Origin of the sequence: Pseudovibrio sp. M1P-2-3, assembly GCF_031501865.1 — a bacterium.
In the GTDB taxonomy this organism is placed as follows: Bacteria; Pseudomonadota; Alphaproteobacteria; order Rhizobiales; family Stappiaceae; genus Pseudovibrio; species Pseudovibrio corallicola.
In genome coordinates, this window is record NZ_JARRCW010000001.1 from 1,432,501 (window position 1) to 1,453,849 (window position 21,349).

At 53.3% G+C, this 21,349-nt stretch carries 15 protein-coding genes and 2 rRNA genes; 12 read left to right on the forward strand and 5 right to left on the reverse strand.

The genetic code is table 11. From position 1 onward, the window contains the following. Window positions 1-68: 68 nt before the first annotated feature. Together P6574_RS06495 and rrf are read left to right on the forward strand one after the other, a co-directional pair. Window positions 69-2,799 (forward strand): 23S ribosomal RNA (locus P6574_RS06495). Between the two features lie 117 nt (window positions 2,800-2,916). Continuing rightward, window positions 2,917-3,031: ribosomal RNA gene (gene rrf, locus P6574_RS06500) — 5S ribosomal RNA — on the forward strand. A gap of 571 nt (window positions 3,032-3,602) precedes the next feature. Here rrf and P6574_RS06505 read toward each other — a convergent pair. After that, complete coding sequence (locus P6574_RS06505) at window positions 3,603-3,968, reverse strand: RidA family protein (RefSeq protein WP_310619554.1); 366 nt, start codon at window positions 3,966-3,968, stop codon at window positions 3,603-3,605. A 377-nt stretch (window positions 3,969-4,345) separates the two neighbouring features. Between P6574_RS06505 and P6574_RS06510 the strand changes: the two genes are divergently transcribed. From P6574_RS06510 to P6574_RS06555, 10 genes are all read left to right on the forward strand, one after another. Beyond that, window positions 4,346-4,966, forward strand: coding sequence for a 2OG-Fe(II) oxygenase (locus tag P6574_RS06510; RefSeq protein ID WP_310619555.1), 621 nt, complete (start codon window positions 4,346-4,348; stop codon window positions 4,964-4,966). Between the two features lie 201 nt (window positions 4,967-5,167). Beyond that, entirely contained in the window at window positions 5,168-5,653 is a 486-nt protein-coding gene (locus P6574_RS06515) for a PT domain-containing protein (protein ID WP_310619556.1), read from the forward strand. Between the two features lie 250 nt (window positions 5,654-5,903). Then, window positions 5,904-7,091: a leucine-rich repeat domain-containing protein gene (locus P6574_RS06520; RefSeq protein ID WP_310619557.1), complete on the forward strand. Its 1,188-nt coding sequence runs from the start codon at window positions 5,904-5,906 to the stop codon at window positions 7,089-7,091. Window positions 7,092-7,198: 107 nt separating this feature from the next. Then, window positions 7,199-8,365: a S41 family peptidase gene (locus P6574_RS06525; RefSeq protein ID WP_310622114.1), complete on the forward strand. Its 1,167-nt coding sequence runs from the start codon at window positions 7,199-7,201 to the stop codon at window positions 8,363-8,365. A 116-nt stretch (window positions 8,366-8,481) separates the two neighbouring features. Continuing rightward, window positions 8,482-10,254 (forward strand): ABC-F family ATP-binding cassette domain-containing protein, encoded by a 1,773-nt coding sequence (locus P6574_RS06530; RefSeq protein WP_310619558.1) that lies wholly within the window; start codon window positions 8,482-8,484, stop codon window positions 10,252-10,254. Window positions 10,255-10,402: 148 nt separating this feature from the next. Further along, on the forward strand, window positions 10,403-12,253 hold the full coding sequence (locus P6574_RS06535; protein ID WP_310619559.1) for an ABC transporter ATP-binding protein: 1,851 nt from the start codon (window positions 10,403-10,405) through the stop codon (window positions 12,251-12,253). Window positions 12,254-12,345: 92 nt separating this feature from the next. Next, window positions 12,346-14,202 (forward strand): ABC transporter substrate-binding protein, encoded by a 1,857-nt coding sequence (locus P6574_RS06540; RefSeq protein ID WP_310619560.1) that lies wholly within the window; start codon window positions 12,346-12,348, stop codon window positions 14,200-14,202. Then, window positions 14,202-15,233 carry an ABC transporter permease gene (locus P6574_RS06545; protein ID WP_310619561.1) on the forward strand — a complete coding sequence of 344 codons (1,032 nt, stop codon included), beginning with the start codon at window positions 14,202-14,204 and terminating at the stop codon, window positions 15,231-15,233. Before P6574_RS06540 ends, P6574_RS06545 begins: the two co-directional genes overlap by 1 nt. Then, window positions 15,230-16,417, forward strand: a complete 1,188-nt coding sequence (locus tag P6574_RS06550; protein ID WP_310619562.1) for an ABC transporter permease — start codon at window positions 15,230-15,232, stop codon at window positions 16,415-16,417. The genes P6574_RS06545 and P6574_RS06550 overlap by 4 nt, the downstream gene beginning before the upstream one ends. A 14-nt stretch (window positions 16,418-16,431) precedes the next feature. Continuing rightward, window positions 16,432-17,025 (forward strand): class I SAM-dependent methyltransferase, encoded by a 594-nt coding sequence (locus tag P6574_RS06555; RefSeq protein WP_310619563.1) that lies wholly within the window; start codon window positions 16,432-16,434, stop codon window positions 17,023-17,025. Window positions 17,026-17,067: 42 nt separating this feature from the next. Here the strand turns inward: P6574_RS06555 and P6574_RS06560 are convergent, their stop codons facing one another. The 4 genes from P6574_RS06560 to P6574_RS06575 are packed head-to-tail and all read right to left on the reverse strand — an operon-like array spanning window position 17,068 to window position 21,348. Next, window positions 17,068-17,850 (reverse strand): polysaccharide deacetylase family protein, encoded by a 783-nt coding sequence (locus P6574_RS06560; RefSeq protein ID WP_310619564.1) that lies wholly within the window; start codon window positions 17,848-17,850, stop codon window positions 17,068-17,070. Further along, the gene (locus P6574_RS06565; protein WP_310619565.1) at window positions 17,847-19,016 is read right to left on the reverse strand and encodes a glycosyltransferase family protein; all 1,170 of its coding nucleotides are present in this window, start codon (window positions 19,014-19,016) and stop codon (window positions 17,847-17,849) included. Before P6574_RS06565 ends, P6574_RS06560 begins: the two co-directional genes overlap by 4 nt. Then, window positions 19,013-20,134 carry a glycosyltransferase family 4 protein gene (locus P6574_RS06570; RefSeq protein WP_310619566.1) on the reverse strand — a complete coding sequence of 374 codons (1,122 nt, stop codon included), beginning with the start codon at window positions 20,132-20,134 and terminating at the stop codon, window positions 19,013-19,015. Before P6574_RS06570 ends, P6574_RS06565 begins: the two co-directional genes overlap by 4 nt. A 5-nt stretch (window positions 20,135-20,139) precedes the next feature. Further along, window positions 20,140-21,348, reverse strand: coding sequence for a glycosyltransferase family 4 protein (locus P6574_RS06575; RefSeq protein ID WP_310619567.1), 1,209 nt, complete (start codon window positions 21,346-21,348; stop codon window positions 20,140-20,142). Window position 21,349 lies beyond the last annotated feature (1 nt).

A 21,349-nucleotide genomic window follows, 5' to 3' on the forward strand; every position in this document is an offset into this window, starting at 1 on the left:
ATGACTTTTTTGAATTAAGTCTTTTATTGGTTTATCCATGCGATTGTGTGGGTATTGCTAATGAGAGTGATCAAGTGTCTTAAGGGCATTCGGTGGATGCCTTGGCGATAAGAGGCGATGAAGGACGTGATACGCTGCGATAAGCATCGGGGAGCTGCGAATAAGCTTTGATCCGGTGATTTCCGAATGGGGAAACCCACTCCTATATGGAGTACCCGCAAGGGGGCAAACCCGGGGAACTGAAACATCTAAGTACCCGGAGGAAAGGACATCAACAGAGACTCCGCTAGTAGTGGCGAGCGAACGCGGATCAGGCCAGTGGCTAAGTTTTAAGAACCGGAACAAGCTGGGAAGCTTGACCTTAGTGGGTGATAGTCCCGTACGGGTAGAAAGAAACTTAGTCCTCGAGTAGGGCGGGACACGTGAAATCCTGTTCGAACATGGGGGGACCACCCTCCAAGCCTAAGTACTCCTTATCGACCGATAGTGAACCAGTACCGTGAGGGAAAGGTGAAAAGCACCCCGACGAGGGGAGTGAAACAGTTCCTGAAACCGGATGCCTACAAACAGTTGGAGCTCAAGATTCGTTCTGGGTGACAACGTACCTTTTGTATAATGGGTCAGCGACTTAATTTAACGAGCAAGCTTAAGCCGATAGGTGTATGCGTAGCGAAAGCGAGTCTTAATAGGGCGTCTTAGTTCGTTGGATTAGACCCGAAACCGAGTGATCTAGCCATGAGCAGGTTGAAGGTGCGGTAACACGCACTGGAGGACCGAACCCACGAATGTTGAAAAATTCGGGGATGACTTGTGGCTAGGGGTGAAAGGCCAATCAAACTCGGAAATAGCTGGTTCTCCGCGAAATCTATTTAGGTAGAGCGTCCTGTGAATACTCCTGGGGGTAGAGCACTGGATGGGCTATGGGGGCTCACCGCCTTACTGATCCTAACCAAACTCCGAATACCAGGAAGTACTGCAGGGCAGACACACAGTGGGTGCTAACGTCCATTGTGGAGAGGGAAACAACCCTGACCGCCAGTTAAGGTCCCTAAGTTATGGCTAAGTGGGAAAGGATGTGAAGATCCCAAAACAACCAGGATGTTGGCTTAGAAGCAGCCATCATTTAAAGAAAGCGTAACAGCTCACTGGTCTAAATAAGGGTCTTTGCGCCGAAAATGTACCGGGGCTCAAGCCATACACCGAAACTGCGGGCTTGTCTTTGACAAGCGGTAGCGGAGCGTTCTGTAAGCTGATGAAGGGATACTCGCGAGAGATCCTGGAAGTATCAGAAGTGCGAATGCTGACATGAGTAACGATAAAGAGGGTGAGAGACCCTCTCGCCGAAAGTCCAAGGGTTCCTGCGCAACGCTAATCGGCGCAGGGTTAGCCGGCCCCTAAGGCGAGGCCGAAAGGCGTAGTCGATGGGAATGCAGTTAATATTCTGCAGCCAGTGGGTAGTGACGGATGCCGTGTGTTGTATCTCCTTATTGGATTGGAGGTGCAGCGAAGGCGTTCCAGGAAATAGCTCCCACGCTAAGACCGTACCCGAAACCGACACAGGTGGACAGGTAGAGTATACCAAGGCGCTTGAGAGAACTGTGCTGAAGGAACTCGGCAAATTGCTCCCGTAAGTTCGCGAGAAGGGAGCCCTATACGAAGGCAACTTTGTATGGGGGGCACAGAATTGGGGGTTGCGACTGTTTATCAAAAACACAGGGCTCTGCGAAGCCGCAAGGCGACGTATAGGGTCTGACGCCTGCCCGGTGCTGGAAGGTTAAGAGGAGCTGTGCAAGCAGCGAATTGAAGCCCCAGTAAACGGCGGCCGTAACTATAACGGTCCTAAGGTAGCGAAATTCCTTGTCGGGTAAGTTCCGACCTGCACGAATGGCGTAACGACTTCCCCGCTGTCTCCAGCACAGACTCAGTGAAATTGAATTCCCCGTGAAGATGCGGGGTTCCTGCGGTCAGACGGAAAGACCCCGTGCACCTTTACTACAGCTTCACACTGGTATTCGTGATGACATGTGTAGGATAGGTGGTAGACGTTGAAACCCAGGCGCCAGCTTGGGTGAAGTCAACCTTGAAATACCACCCTTGTCCTCATGGATATCTAACCGCGGTACTACAATATCCGGGACCGTGTGTGGCGGGTAGTTTGACTGGGGCGGTCGCCTCCCAAATGGTAACGGAGGCGCGCGAAGGTAGGCTCAGACCGGTCGGAAATCGGTCGTCGAGTGCAATGGCATAAGCCTGCCTGACTGCGAGAGTGACAACTCGAGCAGAGACGAAAGTCGGTCATAGTGATCCGGTGGTCCCTCGTGGAAGGGCCATCGCTCAACGGATAAAAGGTACGCCGGGGATAACAGGCTGATGATGCCCAAGAGTCCATATCGACGGCATTGTTTGGCACCTCGATGTCGGCTCATCGCATCCTGGGGCTGGAGCAGGTCCCAAGGGTTTGGCTGTTCGCCAATTAAAGCGGTACGTGAGCTGGGTTCAGAACGTCGCGAGACAGTTCGGTCCCTATCTGCCGTGGGTGTAGGAAATTTGAGAGGATCTGTCCCTAGTACGAGAGGACCGGGATGGACGAACCTCTGGTGGACCAGTTGTGGCGCCAGCCGCATTGCTGGGTAGCTATGTTCGGAATGGATAACCGCTGAAGGCATCTAAGCGGGAAACCAACCTCAAAACTAGATCTCCCTTGAGAGCCGTGGAAGACCACCACGTTGATAGGAGGCATGTGGAAGAGCAGCAATGCTCGAAGCTGAGCCTTACTAATAGCTCGATCGACTTGATCACTCCCATTAAGCTATACCCAAACATAAAGACTTAAAACAAAGATCCGCCTGACAAGCAAAGCGCATGTCAGACAAGCTGATCGACAAAAAACGACCAATTCCAGTTGCTTTTATCCTGCCCGGTGGCTATGGCGGGGCGCCCCCACCCGATCCCATCCCGAACTCGGCCGTGAAACGCCCCTGCGCCAATGGTACTTTGTCTTAAGACACGGGAGAGTAGGGCGCCGCCGGGCATGATAAAAGCAAACAATCTCTCAAAATGAAACAGAACAACAAACACTCAAAACCCCGTCCACTCAAAAGTGGCGGGGTTTTGTCGTTTCTAAAAACACCCCTCACTCATACCCCGCAATGAGCAAAAGGGGATAAGCGGAACCTCAACGCCGCCCATAAACAATCAAACCGAAGCCTCTTTGAAATCCTCTTATCCCCCTGCGCTCCCAGCCCCCTAAAATGGGAGAGATGCAAAGGCAGGGGATAAGACGGCAGCCCATCATTGGCCGCCCTGTTGACACCAAAGCTACTGCGTAACAACACCCCGTTGAATTGCCTCATAAACCCGCGACAAATGGACAATCACACAAAGTTCCCGCAATCTGTACGCTCATAGACCGGCTCTGTACGGAAATGGGCGGTGTTGAGAACAGAAAGAGCATGGTATGGGAAAGCCCTCTTGGGAGATTTGTATCCTATTAAAAGTAGCTATGCTTAAACGCATCTCATTCCGAATTTAATGATGTTCAAGCGCCTGCTGCTTTAAGGTCGGTTATTATATACGACATTATAGTAGCGACATATTTGGTTTTATCTTGGCTTGTAGGCTATGGCTTCTATTTCAATTTTTGCATCGATGACGAGTGATGAGGCAACTGTGGTACGGGCTGGTGGAGCCGACGTGAAGTATTCAGCGTATATTTTGTTAAATTGCTGAAAATCATCAGGGTCAGAGAGCCATGCAGTTACTTTGACTACATGGCGTGCATCGCAACCTGCTGCTTTCAAGGCTTTCAGGAGTTTCTGAATGGCTCTATGTGTCTCCGGTTCGATACCACCTGCGACTACATTACCATCATTGTCGGTTCCAGCCTCGCCGGAGACAAAGACGAACGCACCGGCCCTTACTGCACCTGAGATGGGGTAGTCGTCCTCTGGTAAAAAATGTTCAATCATTCATACAGATCCTTGCAGCTCGGATATTGGAGATTAAACAAACTATCTCATAATCTTAGCGGTATATACCGAGACTTTAGGTTGGGTGAGCTGGTACGCCACTCACACTCATTCATATATGCTCCAAAACGTTCGCGTTGATCATTGTAGAGCTTTAAAAAATTGTACTGTCAATGGACCGGAAGTAGCTCTATATAACCTGATTTGAGGATTGGATTATTTTTCCAAGTTATTTTTTAGACTGTCCGTCCTATGGGTGATCTATGGCGAATAGTAAGCACTAAGAACTGGCAATTTCCGGGGAATTCACAGCGTGTTACAGCTTTCCTACGCGTTTAAGAAACGTCGCGATACTGTGTTTTCGGGGAAGTCAGAAAATGATCAATTTCGAAGCTCTCAAGGCCTCCAATACCCGCAGCAGTCCTTTTCAATATATGGTTGGTGAAAAGGTGCTGAGTAAGGCGCAAGCTGCGGAAGTCCGCCGTGATTATCCTAAAATCAGGCAGACGGGATACCTGCCACTTTCCAAACTGGAAAGAGTTGGGGCCTTCAAAGATCTAATTGATGATTTGCAAAAGCCGGAACTAGCGGAGATCCTTTCTGAGAAACTGGAGCTGGACTTGCTTGGTAAGCCACGGATGATTACCGTGCGGCGCCTATCCAAGCATGGGGATGGCCGCATTCACAACGATTCCAAGTCTAAAATCTGCACTATGCTGATTTACCTGAATGAGGAGTGGGACAACTCTGAGGGTGGGGCTATTCGTGCGCTTAACGGTGATCAGGATATGGATGATTATGCTGAAGAGGTTGCACCATTGGCTGGCAATGTGTTCGCTTTCAAGCGTTCTGAAACAAGCTGGCACGGTCACCCTTCTTTTAAGGGGGAGCGGTATGTGGTGCAGGTCACCTTTCTGATCTCGCAGCAAGAGTTGGCTAGAAAAGAAAAGCGTGGCGGGCTTCAGACAAAGCTAAAACGGTTGCTCCATATTAATTAGGGGGGGGCGTGACGGTGTTGTTACGGCAGAGGGGGACTAATGGGATAACTTGTTCCGTTTGACCTTCGAAATTGGGTGCAATGTTTGCAGCGTGCCTTCGGCAAGTCGCCACCGGTTTTCAGAAAATGGCACGTGTAAACCGAAGGTTTGGAGCACTCGGACTTTTCACTGCATCCTCTCATTCGGTTAAACGACCGAGCGATGACTGTTGAAACTCTTGTAACTTGCCTAGAAAACTTGTTTGCCCTCCGTGGGTGCCAGCGGATATTTTTCCGAGCAACCGAGCAACCGAGCAACCGAGCAACCGAGCAACCGAGCAACCGAGCAACCGAGCAACCGAGCAACCGAGCAACCGAGCAACCGAGCAACCGAGCAACCGAGCAACCGAGCAACCGAGCAACCGAGCAACCGAGCAACCGAGCAACCGAGCAACCGAGCAACCGAGCAACCGAGCAACCGAGCAACCGAGCAACCGAGCAACCGAGCAGCTACTTTAGTATGCTTGTAAGAATTGCTGACGCTAAAGGGGGCATCAATAGCCGGTTTCTGCGGCTTTGGCTGAAGCTTTCCGGACCTGTTATACACTGGAAAAATGGTGAGTTTGGACGCTGGTTAGAGCCATTTCAATTAGGCTGGATGCAGCTAAACGACAAAACTGCACTTTATAGCGTTGATATGTTTTGTTGAGGTGCCTCAAGGATATAATCTCTTGTTTTTGCGTATCTTTACCCCCCAACCTGACGATATTTTTCGGCGGTATGCTGTAAACCAAGATGTAACTGCGTGAAATGTCAGGGTCGCTGATTTCTATCTACAGATGCGAGCGGTTTTACTTGGTCTACCTAAAGGAACTAAAGTGTAAATTGGTGAGATGGTTTCCTTGAAAGAACTTTTGCTTTAGGGCTCGAACCTCAAAACTCTCATTCGTCTGGTCTATATGTTAAAAATAATCAAAAAAATTCGGGCAACCCTCATACTCGGAGTTCTTGTTTCCTTCTGTCTTGGGCAGATTCTTTTGCTGGCGCAAACTGCATTGGCCGAAAATGTAGGGCGCACACAGCGTGAACAGGAACATATGCAAATTGCCTTTGAGCGAGTTGAAGGGGCAATCAAAAATAACAGGAGCACTTTAACTTTAAGGGGACTTCGGATTGATCAGCTTCCCTCCAATGCAGCTGAAACAAAGTCTCTAAAGAGAGTTGATCTAACCGGTACAAAGATCAGCGACCTGTCGCCTCTTTCCAATAATAGAATTGAGAATCTGCGTATTAGCGAGGATGCCTTCCAGAATGCTGCGCAGCTCTCTCGTTGGGCTGATAGTCTGGATGTGCTATGGGTCGACTTTCACTACGATTTTTCAGTTGAAGAGTTTCTTTTTGAAACAGATTTTCCCGACTTCTCTAAGCTTCGGATACTGGGGTTCAATTACTCACAAATTACTGATTTCACGTTTCTTTCAAAGTCAGAGACGCTCGAACTATTGGCTATAAACGCAAGTGACCCCCTTCAAGTTGAATTGTATGAAGGAAAATTCCCGGGCGCGACCAAGACCCTTGCTGCTACAATACCTAAGCTTAGCCAATTGCGCCGCCTTCGTGTATCGGCAAGCCTGTTTCCTGATATCTCGCCTATTTCAGGAAACCAAAACCTGGAACACCTGCAACTTACCCGTTATCGCGGATTATTTCCAACTCTAAGCGGCCTAGAGGCCCTGCAGACGACACCGAATGTTGAAATGCTTAGCCTGGAAGGTGGCCTGGTGAAATCTGGGTTTGAATACATTGCAGGTTTAGACAAGTTATGGGCTCTAGATATACGGCCTTGGTATAACCTTAAAAACATGGATGATTACGTAGCACCTAGTCTGGACCCGCTCGCAAAATCCCAGTCAATCAGCGCACTTGGTCTATATGGCTATGCAGTCAAAGACTTAACCGCTGTCTCGAAAATTCACAGCCTTGAGGCCTTGGATATAGAGGGTGTGCCGCTGCGAGATATATCCGTTTTGTCCAACCTGCCTAACCTTAAAGACCTCAATTTCAAGCGGGTTCCTGTTCGCATGACTCCGGCGATGAAGGAGTTTATGGAAGACATGGACGCGCGCAAAGTTAGATTGGAGTACTAGTACTGGTGCGGTCTCTTGGAGTGTTGGAGGGGTGCATGTTATCGTTGCTCTCGGAAGACGCAGGGGAAGCGGTAAGGGCGCATCTTTATGGAGTGTAGGCATTGGTTGTGAAGGTCTCGTTTCAGGATAAGGCGGCATTGGCGGCGCAGATCTATCATCTGGTCCAAACGTACTTTGCGCACTGGCAAGCCTTGGAAGACTGGGACTATGAAACTGCATACTCCGGTTTCCTCGTGGAGCTGGAGGGCTGTCAGACACGGCGAGAAGTTTTCTTCTGCGCTCAAAAGTTCATGGCACAGCTCAATAATGGTCACACGGCATTTGTTGATTTTACTCTCCTGAGCTCCATTAACCCATTGGGCTTTGATGCGCGTATTATTGGTGGAAAATGGTGTGTGACGTCTAGTGCGCTGAGGGAAGTGCCCGCAGGCAGTTGCATTACCAAGGTTAATGGGCGAGAGGCCCGCCTTGAACTTGTTAAGTGGGCCCGCTTTATCAGTGCCTCCAAGCCGCAGAGCAAGGCAGAGTTACTGTTTTGTCAACCGCTTCATTGGCCCCAGACGGGAGTGCTGGAGTTTGCCCATGGTATGAAGCTGGAGTTTAATTTGGGTGCAAAGGGCCCCCAGCCAAACCGATTGGAGGCGTGTGCACTGCGTGAATATCAAGGGGTGCCGGTACTGCACATTCGGCATTTTGAAGGGCCGGAAGTTGAAGCCAAAGCCCTTGAGTTTGTTTGTAAGATAAAGGACGCACCAGCGCTTATAATTGATTTACGGGGAAATGGTGGTGGCAACAGTCCGCTTGATTTGATTGAGGCGCTGATGAATAAGCCCATTCCATCTTGGATTGAGGAAACGAATAGTTTTTCTGGCCCACCCTTTGATATGCGCCCCGCGCGGGTGAGCATGCGGGTAAATACGCCGGACAAGAAACCGTTAGAAGATGCCTTTCAAGGGAAGATGGCCATTTTAACCGATGGACGAACGGGTTCGGCGGCGGAGTGTTTTGTAATGCCATTCAAGGCGAGCAGCCGCGCGGTGATCGTGGGGCAGGTGACACTTGGGAGTAACGGTCAGCCCGTTTTTGCCGAACCATTTGTAGGTGCCAAGCTAATTGTTGGAGCAAAGCGGCAGTACTTTCCAGATGGCACACCGTTTGAGAGGGTGGGCATTGTGCCAGATGTTGAGGTTGCCCCAACTGCTGCGGACATTGCCAACGGGTTTGATAGAGTAATGCATGCGGCGTGGCAGCACTTGGTTAAGGAAGCAGTGTAATCAGATCAGAAAGATGAGGCACAGTTTTTTATTAGACTGCATGCGAACTGGCATCCTCTGGCAATTCACTTTAAGCTCTCCTCACATTTGAAATAATTTATTGGGTAGCATTAGTCATGACCGGATCGTCTCCTCTCATTACCGGAAGTGGTTTGGCGCAGGGCTCTGCTGAGCGCCTGTTGTTTTCTGGCGTTTCCTTTGGGTTGAACGGGGGAGACAAAATTGGGCTTATTGGGCACAACGGCTGCGGTAAATCCACTTTCCTGAATATTCTGGCGGGCAATGAAAGCCCCAGCGAGGGAAGCCTTTCCGTGTCTCGTGCAGCGGTCATCGCCTGTGTGGAGCAGCACCTGCCGCCACAGCTTTTTGAAATGACGCTAGCGCAGGCAGTGCGGGCGGCATTGCCCGAGGACAAGCGGGACTGGATGGCATGGAAGGTTGATGTGACGCTGGCCGAGATGGGGTTTGACCCCTCTCAAAACCAGATCCTGTGTAAAGACCTGAGCGGCGGGCAGATGACGCGGCTCATGCTGGCGCGGGCCTTGATGAGCGAGCCCAACCTGCTTTTACTGGATGAGCCCAGCAACCATTTGGACCTTCCCACCATCCTCTGGCTGGAGGCGTTTTTGAAAAGCTGGCGCGGCAGCTTCTTGATGATTTCCCATGATGCCAGATTGCTGGACAGTGTCACCAACCGCACATGGATACTGCAGGACCAAAAGCTGCATACATTTGACCTGTCCTGCACGGCGGCACTGGAAGCCCATGAGGCTTTGACGCAGGCGCGTATTGCCCGCCGTGAATCGGAGGCACGGGAAATCAAACGGGTGGAGGCCAGTGCCAAGCGCATTGCAAACTGGGGGCACACCTTCGACAACGAGGATCTTTCGCGTAAAGCCAAGTCCATGGAAAAAATGGTGGACCGCATGAAGGAGGAGCAAACGGAGGCGGTGGAATCCTATCCGTGGAACCTTTCCATTGCCGGAGAGCGCATTCAGGCAGACCGTCTTTTAAAGCTCACAGGCCTTGAGGTGATGCCGCCGAAAACGTCCTTGCTGCTCTATAAGGTGGAGGACATGAGTGTACGGCCCCAAGACCGCATTGCAATCATGGGGGCGAACGGGACGGGAAAGTCGACTTTGCTTCGCAGCATCTGGGAGCAGCGGGGCAGTATTGAGGGCGCTTTGCGGGTTCACCCCAGATGTCGGATCGCCTTTTACGACCAGACGCTGGAGCAGCTGCCCAATGATGCAAACCTTGTAGATGCCATGATTGCAGTTGGTGAGGCGCTGGGGCTCGATTTTCTGCAGTCCGAGTGTGAGAAAACCATTCTGGGAGCCGGCTTTTTGTATAACCAGCTCAGCCAGAAGGTGAGCAAACTCAGCGGCGGCGAGCGGGCAAGGCTGTTGCTGGTCGCTCTTTCACAGGTGCAGGCCAACTTGATGATGCTTGATGAACCCACCAACCATCTGGACCTTTATGGCCGCACTGAACTTGCAAATCAGCTTGCCTCCTTTAATGGGGCGTTCATGCTTGTCTCCCACGACCGCTCGCTGGTGGAGGCAACCTGCAATCGCTTCTGGGTAGTGCGCAAGGGCTCGCTTTTAGAAATGAACGATTTGGACAGCGCCTATGAGTTGATTGGCGAGCAGTCTTCCAAACAGGCCAAGTGCGAGCGTCCCGCTCTGGAACCAGAGGAACAAGAACACGAGGCCACTGCCCAAGCTGGTGGTGTTGGCGAAGAGGAAATGCTGGAACGGCTTTTGGAGCTGGAGGGGTTGATGGAAGCGGATCTTGCGCGCAAACCCAAGCGGCAGTCCCCGCATTTGCAGGTGAAGTGGAGCGAGGAAATCTCCAGACTTCAAGAGGCATTGGGACTGGAGGCTTGAGCTTGAATCCTCAACGCCTCCATTAGGCATTCCTTAAGCCTAACGCAAAAATTGCAGGCCGGTTTGAAAGAACCTCCGCCACTTTTAGGGATTCTTCCAGCACTGAACGGGTCTACTTAGCTTCGAGTTTTTAACTGGAGCGTAAATCGTGGACCTGCTCAAACTGGAGGACTTGACCGTCGACTTCTTCGCCAATGACGGGTGGACCCGGGCGGTCGATCATGTCTCCTTCAACGTGCCTGCCAACCGCTGTGTGGCATTGGTTGGAGAATCAGGCTCGGGAAAAACGGTTATCTCCCAAGCCGTTCTTGGGCTTTTGCCGCCCAAGGCGAAGATAAAATCGGGTCGGATTTTGCTGTTTGACGGCAAGACGCGGGATAAACCCGTTGATATCTCCAAGCAAAATCCTGAGGGACGGCAAATGCGGGCGCTGCGCGGAGACCGGATTTCCATAATTTTCCAAGAGCCTATGACATCGCTGTCACCGTTGCACACCATTGGCGACCAGATCAGCGAAGCGGCGCGCCTGCACCGGGATGTGGCGCGCAAGGAGGCCTTGTCACTCACCCGTCAAATGCTGGGGAAGGTCCGGTTTCCTGATCCCGAAAGGGCTTTGCGTGCTTATCCGTTCGAGCTGTCCGGTGGGCTGCGCCAGCGCGCTGTGATTGCCATGGCGCTCATATGCCAGCCCTCTCTTGTAATCGCCGATGAGCCGACCACCGCACTGGATGTGACTATTCAGGCGGAAATTTTGAAACTTATGCGGGATATGCGCCACGAACTTCATATGTCCCTGCTTCTCATTACCCATGATTTTGGCGTGGTGGCCAATATGGCCGATGATGTGGTGGTGATCTACCACGGGCAGGTCATGGAAATGGGCAGTGCCAAACAGCTGTTCCGCGACCCCCATCACCCATACCTCAAGGCGCTCTTGAATGCGGTGCCAACGTTCGGGATGGAGGCGGATCAGCGGCTGGTGCCCATACGTCCCATTGAAGCGCCGGTTGAAGAATTGCCGGAACTGCGCCGTGAAAGCTGTCCTGTGAATTTGGGACCCATGGTGCAGGTGGACCATGTGACCAAGACCTTTACCTCCAGAAAAGGGGGGGAGGGCACAAGGCTTTTGGCCATGGACCGTGTGAGCCTGACGATCCAGCGCGGAGAGTGTCTGGGGCTTGTGGGCGAATCCGGTTCCGGAAAAACCACGGTTGCCAAAGCAATTCTGCGGGCCTTCTCACTGGATTCTGGATCGGTTTATTTTGACAGGGGCGAGGGCATGAAGGATATCGCATCCTTCAGCAAAGCCCAGCTGCTGGCCTACCGGCGCTGTGTGCAGATGATTTTTCAAGACCCGTTTTCCTCTCTTAATCCGCGCATGACAATCAATGAAAGCCTGCTTGAACCGCTTATCATCCATCGGATGGGGCACCCGCATGAACGGGCTAAAAAGGTAAGTGCCCTGATGCGGCTGGTGGGGCTCGACCCGCGGTACCTGCGCCGCTATCCCCATTCGTTTTCCGGGGGGCAGCGGCAAAGGATCGGCATCGCACGGGCTCTTGCCCTCGATCCGGAATTAATTTTGTGTGATGAGCCTACCTCGGCCCTTGATGTGTCCGTGCAGGCTCAGGTGCTCAACCTGCTGCTGGATCTGAAACACAAACTGGGCCTGACCTACCTTTTTGTGAGCCACAATCTGGCTGTTGTTGATTACATTGCCGACCGCATTGCAGTGATGTGCCACGGGCGCATTGTGGAGGTTGGCCCCACCAAGGATGTGATCCACAATCCGGTTCACCCCTATACGCAGACACTTTTGAAGGCGGTGCCGGAGCCCAGTCTGGATCACCCGCTGGACTTTGCGGCCATCCATCAGGCGGGCGGCGCATCCAATCCCAGTTCGTGGCCCAAGCCCTACACCTTGCCAAAGGATATGGAACCGAAGCTGGTGGAAATTTCCAAGGGGCACAGCGTATGTGCACCCGGATGGGGAGGGTAATTGTGACTTTTAACGGGATCAGAGGTTGTTTTTGCCTGTTGGCCCTGCTGATACCAGCTGTTTGCTGGGGGGGACCGGCCAAAGCCTTCACTATGAAGGAAACACCTGGCCTTTCCAAGTTGCTTCCCCCAATCAGTCAGCGCGCCCCTGACCCGCCCTTTGTGACCAACATGGAATCCATTGGCCGTACCACAGGCAGCCATGGGGGAACCCTTCACACTTTGATTGGCCGCTCAAAAGATGTCCGCCTGATTAATGTGTGGGGTTATGCCAGACTGGTTGGCTATGATGAAGACCTGAGATTGCGTGCGGATATCCTTGAAAGCTATGAAACGGAAGAGGACAGGGTGATTACTCTGCACCTGCGGGCTAACCATAAGTGGTCCAACGGCTCACTCTTCACAAGTGAGGACTTCCGGTTCTGGTTTGAAGATATTGCGGGCAATGATGACCTGTCCCCCACAGGGTACCCCGCATTTATGCTGGTGGAGGGGAAAGCGCCTATACTGGAAATTCTAAGCCCCACATCCCTGCGCTTTACGTGGAGTGCCCCAAACCCCTTGTTCCTGCCGGAGCTGGCGGCGGCGCGCCCTCCGTTTATTTACCGGCCCTCCCAGTATCTAAAGCAGTTTCATATCAAGTACGGCAATCACCTAAGGATCAACGAGCTTCTGGACGATTACAAAGTGCGAAGCTGGGCCGCGCTGTTTAACCGCTTGGATGACAGCTACAATGCGCGAAACCCGCACCAGCCTACTTTGCAGCCTTGGGTCCGCACGGAACTGGGCAGCGAGCGCCGGTTTGTGCTGCACCGAAATCCGTATTTTCACCGCTTTGACAGCACCGGACAACAACTCCCCTACATTGACCGTGTTGTGATGAGCGTGACAGACAACAAACTGATTGCCGCCAAAACACAGGCGGGAGACAGCAACCTGCAAGCACGGGGCCTGTCGTTTACCGATATTTCCGTTTTAAAGCGCGGGGAGGAATTTGAAGGCTATACAACCAATTTGTGGCTGGGATCCAAAGGTTCGCAGATCTCGATTTTGCCCAATCTGGCGGTCAAAAACCCTGTCTGGAAGAAAGTCCTCAGGGATGACCGGTTCCGGCGGGCCTTATCCCTTGGCATCGACAGGAAGCTCATCAACAAGGTGCTTTATTTCGGCTTGGCAGAGCCGGGCAATGACACTGTTTTAAGCCTTTCTCCCCTTTACCGGCCCATCTATCAGTATCTGGGGGCCGAGTATGACCCTGAAAGTGCCAATGCTCTGCTTGATGACATGGGGCTGACAAAACGGCGCAGCGATGGCACGCGCCTGCTGCCCGACGGAAGACCGCTGGATATTATTGTCGAGGTTTCCGGCGAAAGTCAGGAGGAAGAGGATGCCATGGAGCTGGTGAGGTCCATGTGGCACGAGATTGGTGTCAGCATCTATGTGAAACCAAGCCAGCGCGACACCATGCGCTCGCGGGCACTTGCCGGAACAATGATTATGTCCGTCTGGTCCGGCTTTGAAAATGGTGTGCCCACCGCCAATATGCCCCCAACCGACTATGCGCCGACCCGCAGCGACTTTCTCTCCTGGGCCCCTTGGGGCAACTACTATGAAACGGAGGGACAGGCAGGAGAAAAACCAGATTGGCCTCCGGCAGAGCGGCTCCTTACTCTCTATGAACAGTGGCTCGAAAGCGGGCTGGAAGCAGAGCGGAGGAAGATATGGGTGGAGATGCTTATGATCCATGCCCGTGAGAAGATCCACATTGGTCTTGTCTCACAGGTTTTGCAGCCCGTTGTTGTGAAGGATGTAAAAAATGTTCCCAAGGAAGCACTTTACGGCTGGGACCCGGGAGCACAATTCGGCATTTACCGCATGGATGCCTTTTACTTTGACGGACCAAAGCACCCCAGCGCAGGCCTGCACAAAACACATAGGGGGGCTCGGTAATGCGTACCCTTGCCTATATGATCCGCCGGATCTTGATCATGTTTCCCACCCTTTTAGTGATCAGCCTCCTGACGTTTTTCATCATCGAGCTGCCAGAGGGAGATTACATTACCAATGAAATCAACATGCTCAGGGCTACGGGTGAAGAGGCCTCCATTGCCAAACTGGAGTTTTTGCGCACAGAGTTCGCGTTGGACCGGCCCTTTTTCGAGCGTTTTGGCATTTGGGTGGGCATGTGGCCAGGACCCAACGGTTTCGACGGGCTGTTGCAAGGGAACTGGGGCTGGTCTTTTGAATATGACCAACCGGTGGAGCTTGTTGTGGGCCCGACGGTGATGCTGACCATCGTGCTCAATGCGGCGACCATCGTTTTTGTCTATATTGTTGCCTTTCCCATCGGTATTTATTCGGCAACCCGCCAGTACTCATGGGGGGACTACGGTTTCACCTTTCTAGGGTATATCGGGCTGGCAACGCCCAACTTTCTTCTGGGCCTTGTCCTGATGTATTTTGCAAATGCATGGTTCGATGTATCCATCGGCGGCCTGATGGACCCTTCTTTTGAAAACCAGCCGTGGAACTGGGCCAAGGTTATGTCTGTTCTGTCTCACATGGTGGTGCCGGTGATCGTGATTGGTACGGCGGGAACGGCTGCCATGATCCGCCGACTGCGCGCCAATTTGCTGGACGAGCTGCACAAGCAATATGTCACCACGGCGCGGGCCAAGGGCATGTCGGAGACCCGCTTGCTGGTCAAATATCCGCTGCGCATGGCGATCAACCCGTTTATTGCCGATATCGGCAACTTGATCCCCTCTTTGATTTCTGGATCGGTTATTGTCTCTGTGGTTTTGAACCTGCCGACAGTGGGGCCAATCCTGCTGAACTCCCTCCAGTCCCAAGACCAGTTTCTGGCGGCCTTTATCTTGTTGTTTATCTCGATGCTCACCCTCATTGGCATGTTGATTTCAGACATTCTTCTTGCGGTGCTTGACCCACGCATTCGCCTTGGCGGGAGGGGAAGAACATGAGCGATAAAACAGGGCCGGAGGGGCCTAAGACGCCGCAGCAACTTGGCCATTATGTCAATACCAATAAGTTTGACCCGGCCATAGCCGCGGAGCTTACACCGGAACAGGAACGCTATTTTCAAGCCTCTCAGTGGAAGATCATGTGGTGGAAGTTCCGGCGCCACAAACTGGCGCTTTGGTCGGGCGTTGTCCTGCTTCTGTTTTATATGTGTGTTCCGTTTGCCGAGTTTATTGCCCCATATTCTCCCTCGCAGCGGGACCATGACCACCTGTTTGCGCCGCCCCAAGCCATTCATCTGTTCCATGAAGGCAAGTTTATCGGCCCGTTTGTGTATGGTCTGCAGGCTGAGGTGGATTTGAAGGAAATGCGCTGGGTTTATGAGGAAGATCGTACAGATCCCGATCGCCTGCGCTTTTTTTGTCAAGGAGCCCCCTATGAGTTCTGGGGGATGGTGCCCATGAGCTTCCATTTGGTGTGTCCGGCGGAGGAAGGCACCTTTTTCCTTGCAGGGACCGACCGGCTTGGACGGGACCAGTTTTCCGGTCTGGTTTACGGGGCACGGCTTTCTCTGACTGTTGGCTTGATTGGTATTATCATCTCCATGACTCTGGGTATTTTGCTAGGGGGGCTGGCAGGGTATTTTGGCGGATTTATTGACAGCTGTGTCCAGCGGATTATCGAGGTCATGCGGGCCTTGCCGGAACTGCCGCTCTGGATGGCCCTTTCTGCGGCCTTGCCTGTCACTTGGTCGCCGGTCTGGATCTATTTCGGGATTACCGTCATTTTGGGGTTGCTGGACTGGCCGGGGCTCGCACGTGCTGTGCGTTCCAAGCTTCTGGCGCTGCGAGAGGAAGAATATGCCAAGGCGGCCTTGATGATGGGGGCCAAGCCGCGGCGGATTATCGTCAAGCATCTTCTGCCCGGCTTTACCAGTCATATCATCGCTTCCGCTTCTCTTTCCATTCCCGCCATGATCCTTGGGGAGACGGCACTTTCCTTCCTTGATCTGGGATTGCGGCGCCCCGCTGTATCTTGGGGAGTGCTGCTGAATGAAGCGCAGAATATATCTGTAGTGACCATTTATCCTTGGCTGATGGCACCGGTTATTCCCATCATCATTGTGGTGCTGGCCTTCAACTTTTTGGGGGATGGTCTGCGCGATGCGGCGGACCCCTACAAATAAGAGCGGAGAAGCATATGGGCAATGCAACCAGTGCCGGAGAGTGGGACGAGGAGTATCAACGCGGGCGCTGGGACTTTTTGCGCAGCCTGCCTGAAAGTGGGCGGTACGGGATTATTGCCATGTGGTTGCAGCTGACCGGAACAGGAAGAACTGTTCTGGATGTGGGCTGCGGGGAGGGGCTGCTTTATAAGCGCCTTGCCCCTTTGAACCTGCAAAGCTATGTGGGTATTGACCTTGCCCCCCATGCGCTGACACTGGCGGATGTGAGACGTGAACAGGCGGAACTGCGCGCCGCTGACATGCATGATTTTACGCCGGAAAAAGGTGAGCGCTTTAGCGCCATTGTGTTTAATGAAGTGCTTCATTTTGCAAGTAGCCCTTCAAAGGTTGTCAGCAGATATATCCCTTTTTTGGAGCCGGGCGGAGTGATCGCGGTTTCCATGTATGCCCCAAGTCGGGAGAGCTCTGGTGCCAACAAGCTTATTCGGGAGTTGTGGCGGGCAACGGATGATGGGGCCCTGTGGCAGGTTCTGGATGATTACACACTCCATTCCCACGTGAAGAATGTGAGCTGGCGCATGCGGCTTATGAAACCCGCTAAGCCTTGATGTATGGCTGAGAACTACACGTTTTTTCTTAGTGCCGCTCCCTCATGTGACCGGCCCTACCTTGGGAAACAGTTCTTGAAACGAAGGCCAGCAAGCGCCCTTGTGGCGGTTGGTGAGGGAAAGGAATGCCTGAATAAAATCAAAGCAGATATCATCATGGGAAAGGTGGTGGGTAAGCAGCCCTAATGGTTCTAGGGGGTTGGTGCGCCGCCGGCTCAACTGGAGATCAAAACGCTTTTGGGCGGCGTGCCAGCCGATGAATGCCTGCGATTTCTTCCACTTAATGATGTCCACATGGCACTGGACCTGATCGGCCCCTAAAGTATTTACCCAGTTAAATGTGGAGAGGCCATCCAGCCCCACTTCTGGCAGGGTGCGGGCGATTTGCGGGGAAATCCGGTTCCATGGCGGCACCAGAACCGGCAAGAACTGGGAGCCAAAGGAAAAATGCAGGAGCGCACGGCCATGGGAGAGACAAAGCAGTGCATCATGCAGATCCCGGCGGCTTCCAAACTCCGCAGCCTTGGAACCCTTCAAGGACCGCTGGTAGGATTTATGGTCCCACCCGTGCTGGAATACACGCACATGCTTGTTTCCTTTAAGAGACTGTACAAGGCTCTTATCCAGTCTGGAGGGAATAACCGCCAGAGCCAGAGGCATGCGGTAGCGCTGGGAAAGGCCCAGCAACCGGTCCAGCTTGTCTGTCTTCGTGCACGCATCATCGTCACGCCACCACAAGCGCACCTGCTGGCCGCGGGCGGCAAACCAATCGAGATGGGTTTCTAAAGCACTGAGAAAACGGAGCTGTTGTGAGGCGGGGTTCATGGGGAAATATGTTCTCCCTTGGTGCGAGTGGTCATGGCATCCAGCAGGATCTGGGCACTGCTGGACGCCCCCTGCCGCTCCAGATCAAGAGGAGCTGGTTTGACAGACAGGCTGTGATCCAGAGCATGGGCGAGGGCTTTGGCAGATAAATCTGCCTCCTCCAGAACAACCACGCGCCCACGCTTTGCCAGTATGCGGGCGCGCTGTAACTGTTCGCTCTCACTTCCTTGGGCAAAGGGAACGAGAACTGCGGGGGTTCTGGTTGCAAGCAGATCAAGAACCGTGTTGTAGCCTGCTTGAGAAATAGAGGCTTTGGCCTGTGCTATGAGCTGCGGAAAATCCGGCCGTGCCCGCTCTATGATGAGCCCCTCGTTTGCCTGCGCACATAAGGCGGTGAATGTTTCCGCTCCAATGTCATGTCCCACAAGGATGCGCCAGCGGGTAGTGCCGGCTGCCTTGCTAAGGGCGCGGGCGTTAATGGCGGTTTGGAGTAAGGCAGTACCGACCGCGCCGCCACCGCACGACACCACCACGCCCTCTTGCTTTGGAAGGTCTGGATCTGTCCCGCGCTTTGTGGGGCTTACAAAACCGGTATAGGCGATGAGGTGATTGACCCGTGCTGCAAAGGGGAAGCTGTCCTCCAGCCGGATGAGAGCGGGGTCGGCGTGAACAAGGATGCAATCATAGTAGTTTATAGCTTGCTCTGCCATCCACTCCTCTTTGTGGAGCTGCTGCTTGCGCACCAGAATATCGCGAATGCTGGCGGCTATAAGCGGGCGGGGGCGCTTCGTGCGGGCAAGCTCTAAAAGCGGTAGCATCTCACGGGCGAACATACGCCGCCCAAAGGGAAAGGTTTCGGTGAGAAGGAGGTCGTAGGGTTTGGACAGAAAAGCACTTTTGAGGCGTTCTGATCTGGCCTCCCACCAAGCTTCATCAGGGGGCGAACCGTCCTCCCGCACCAGCCCGTCAAAGTGGACGGATTTCGCCTTCACGGCAGGCAGGGCGATAACGTCCAGAGCGCTGGTATCCAGTGTTGGCGGTATTTTGCCGCCGCTGACCAGCGTCACTTGAACGCCGCGGCGGGCGAGAGCCGTGCCTATGAGAGATGCGCGAACAACATGGCCTGTTCCCAGCAGGTGCTGCACCATGATGAAGGCATGCTTCATGGCTTTTCCTTGCGTTGGAAATTGGTAAGGGCATGATCAATATGTTGCTGAAGCAGGGCAGCACCTGCCACCATCGAGTGCCGGTTCTCCATTCTGGCGCGCGCTTTCTTTCCCATTTTTCGCCGCTTGTCCGGATCTTTCAGCAATGTGGTAAGGTTCTTTTTAAAGCCCTCCATGTCATTTTCTGGTGACAGAAGGCCTGTTTGTCCATGCTCTACGATATCGGGAATGCCCAGAGAATCCGAGCTGACCACAGGCAGGCCGCTGGCCTGTGCTTCCATTATAGTGATGCCAAAAGACTCGCGAATGGCGGGCCACACAAGGACCTCATGGTCGTGATAGATCTGCGGCATATCCCGATGGCGCACGGCCCCGTAAAAGGTTGTGGGAAGCCCGTCAAATGCGTGATGAATATCATGGTCGTTGGCTCCTCCCCCCACAATGGACAGGGTCCAGTTGTGGCTTTCAAGCTGGCGCAAGGCATCTGCCAAAAGCATATAGGAACGGGTTTTGGCTCCTTCGCGCATCATGGCAACACACAGGAGGCGGACACTATGGCCTTTCTCCTGAGGTTCCTTGGAGGGGGGGATGCGGACAAAGCGGTCCGTATCGAGAAAAGGCGGAAGCAGGGCCAAGTGATCTTCTGGCAGGATGTCAGAAAGGCACTGGGCATCTGCGTGGTGCAGGGCAAGGACCATATCTGCCTGTTTCATGGCCGCGTCTGCCGCCTCGAACCCCATGCGCCATGCGCCCTGTTCCTGTTTCGGGGCGCGGCTGGCTTCCACCACCATGTAAGGACAGTTGAAGCGCTTGGCGAGTGCGGGGCCAATCCAGTCCGGCGCTTTGTGGTAAAGATGATAGGTGACCATCAAATCGGGCCTGTAGCCACGCTCTGTCCATTCTGTCGCAATGCGGTGGGCTTCCAAGCCGGAGCTGTGGGCCAGCGCATCAAAATGGGAATCTCCTCCCTCAGCGCTCCAGCTTCTGAATTTGGTGGCGATCTCAACCTCGTGACCGGAGCGTTGCAGGGCATCCATCAGCAGGCGGCCCATGCTTCTGTCTCCGGAGGGAACTGTGCTGTCCAGAGGCTTCATGGGGGAGGTAAAAGCAATCTGCATGAGCGTTATCCCACTTGTCCAAACTTTTTGTGCAGATAATCAATGCCTGAATGGCAGGCAAAATTGCGACGCACTCTTTTTTGGGCATTTTGGCCCAAACGGTGCCGCTCCCGCCCGTTTTCAAGCAAACGTTTAATTGCTGCGGCAAGAGCTGGTGGGTTGTCAGGCGGCACAAGGGTGCCCGTCTCCCCATCTTCAATAAGTTCGGGAATGGCAGAGATATGCGTTGAAATGCAGCAAAGGCCCATGGCCTGCGCTTCCATGAGCACGTTGGGCAGGCCGTCCCTGTCCCCGTTACGGGCAATGCGGCTGGGCAGAACGAAAACCTGCGCGCAGCTTAAAACCTCAACAAGACTTGAGCGCGTCATAGGACCAAGCCACTGGATGTGATCTTCAAGGCCTAGCTCGCAGGAAAGAGCTTTGAGGGCTGCTTCTTGCTCGCCGCCGCCAATATGAGTAAAGCGCCAGTTTAATGAGAGGGGCAGTTGGCTCAGGGCTTTCAGGAGAACATCATATCCCTTTTTCTCCACCATGCGGCCAACGGAGACGATGGTTTGTGTCGCTGCGCTTTGTGCCCTATTCTCCTGATAGGGGAACTCGCTGAAATCCAGCCCATGATAGACAAGGGAGATTTTGTCTGGAGTATCGGTCAGTTTTTGCAGATAGCTTAAGTTGGCCTTGGTGCAGGTGACCCCCCATTCCGCGCCACTAATTTTCTGAGTCAGTTCGTCGGGGCTGGTGGTCCAGATGTCTTTGGCATGGGCGGAGAACGACCAGCGCCTGCCAGACAAGCCTGCGGCATAACGGGTGACTGTGCACGGGGTATGCAGGTAGTGGGTGTGGATCCATGAAACATCCTCGGGCAGCTCATGGGCCAGAACACATGCCTGACCCCAGCGGCGATAAAGCTCCGGAGTGGGGCGGCGTGCCAGATCCAGCTCGAACGCCCTGCGCACCGCCTTGTAGGTGGCCTGTTGTTTTGCCCATCTGGCAGCGGCTTTAACACGCTCTGGATCATCCTTCAGGTATTCGGGAAGATACAGAACCGGTGCGGTTATCTTGCGGTGAACCTCATGAAAATAGGGGTCGTAGGGCTGGCGCAGGGCGATGATGAGCTGCTTGAGGCCACGTTCTTGTAACCCGAAAATCTCTTGTGCGATAAAGGTTTCCGAAAGCCGCGGGTACCCTTTGACGACGACTGCAATGCGGGACATG

What these genes read in the sequence shown, in the direction of transcription:
- P6574_RS06505 (WP_310619554.1), bottom strand. Translation starts at nt 3,968, where the DNA reads ATGATTGAACATTTTTTACCAGAGGACGACTACCCCATCTCAGGTGCA.
- P6574_RS06515 (WP_310619556.1), top strand. Translation starts at nt 5,168, where the DNA reads ATGACTGTTGAAACTCTTGTAACTTGCCTAGAAAACTTGTTTGCCCTC.
- P6574_RS06555 (WP_310619563.1), top strand. Translation starts at nt 16,432, where the DNA reads ATGGGCAATGCAACCAGTGCCGGAGAGTGGGACGAGGAGTATCAACGC.
- P6574_RS06540 (WP_310619560.1), top strand. Translation starts at nt 12,346, where the DNA reads ATGAAGGAAACACCTGGCCTTTCCAAGTTGCTTCCCCCAATCAGTCAG.
- P6574_RS06545 (WP_310619561.1), top strand. Translation starts at nt 14,202, where the DNA reads ATGCGTACCCTTGCCTATATGATCCGCCGGATCTTGATCATGTTTCCC.
- P6574_RS06570 (WP_310619566.1), bottom strand. Translation starts at nt 20,134, where the DNA reads ATGCAGATTGCTTTTACCTCCCCCATGAAGCCTCTGGACAGCACAGTT.
- P6574_RS06510 (WP_310619555.1), top strand. Translation starts at nt 4,346, where the DNA reads ATGATCAATTTCGAAGCTCTCAAGGCCTCCAATACCCGCAGCAGTCCT.
- P6574_RS06550 (WP_310619562.1), top strand. Translation starts at nt 15,230, where the DNA reads ATGAGCGATAAAACAGGGCCGGAGGGGCCTAAGACGCCGCAGCAACTT.
- P6574_RS06575 (WP_310619567.1), bottom strand. Translation starts at nt 21,348, where the DNA reads ATGTCCCGCATTGCAGTCGTCGTCAAAGGGTACCCGCGGCTTTCGGAA.
- P6574_RS06565 (WP_310619565.1), bottom strand. Translation starts at nt 19,016, where the DNA reads ATGAAGCATGCCTTCATCATGGTGCAGCACCTGCTGGGAACAGGCCAT.
- P6574_RS06520 (WP_310619557.1), top strand. Translation starts at nt 5,904, where the DNA reads ATGTTAAAAATAATCAAAAAAATTCGGGCAACCCTCATACTCGGAGTT.
- P6574_RS06530 (WP_310619558.1), top strand. Translation starts at nt 8,482, where the DNA reads ATGACCGGATCGTCTCCTCTCATTACCGGAAGTGGTTTGGCGCAGGGC.
- P6574_RS06560 (WP_310619564.1), bottom strand. Translation starts at nt 17,850, where the DNA reads ATGAACCCCGCCTCACAACAGCTCCGTTTTCTCAGTGCTTTAGAAACC.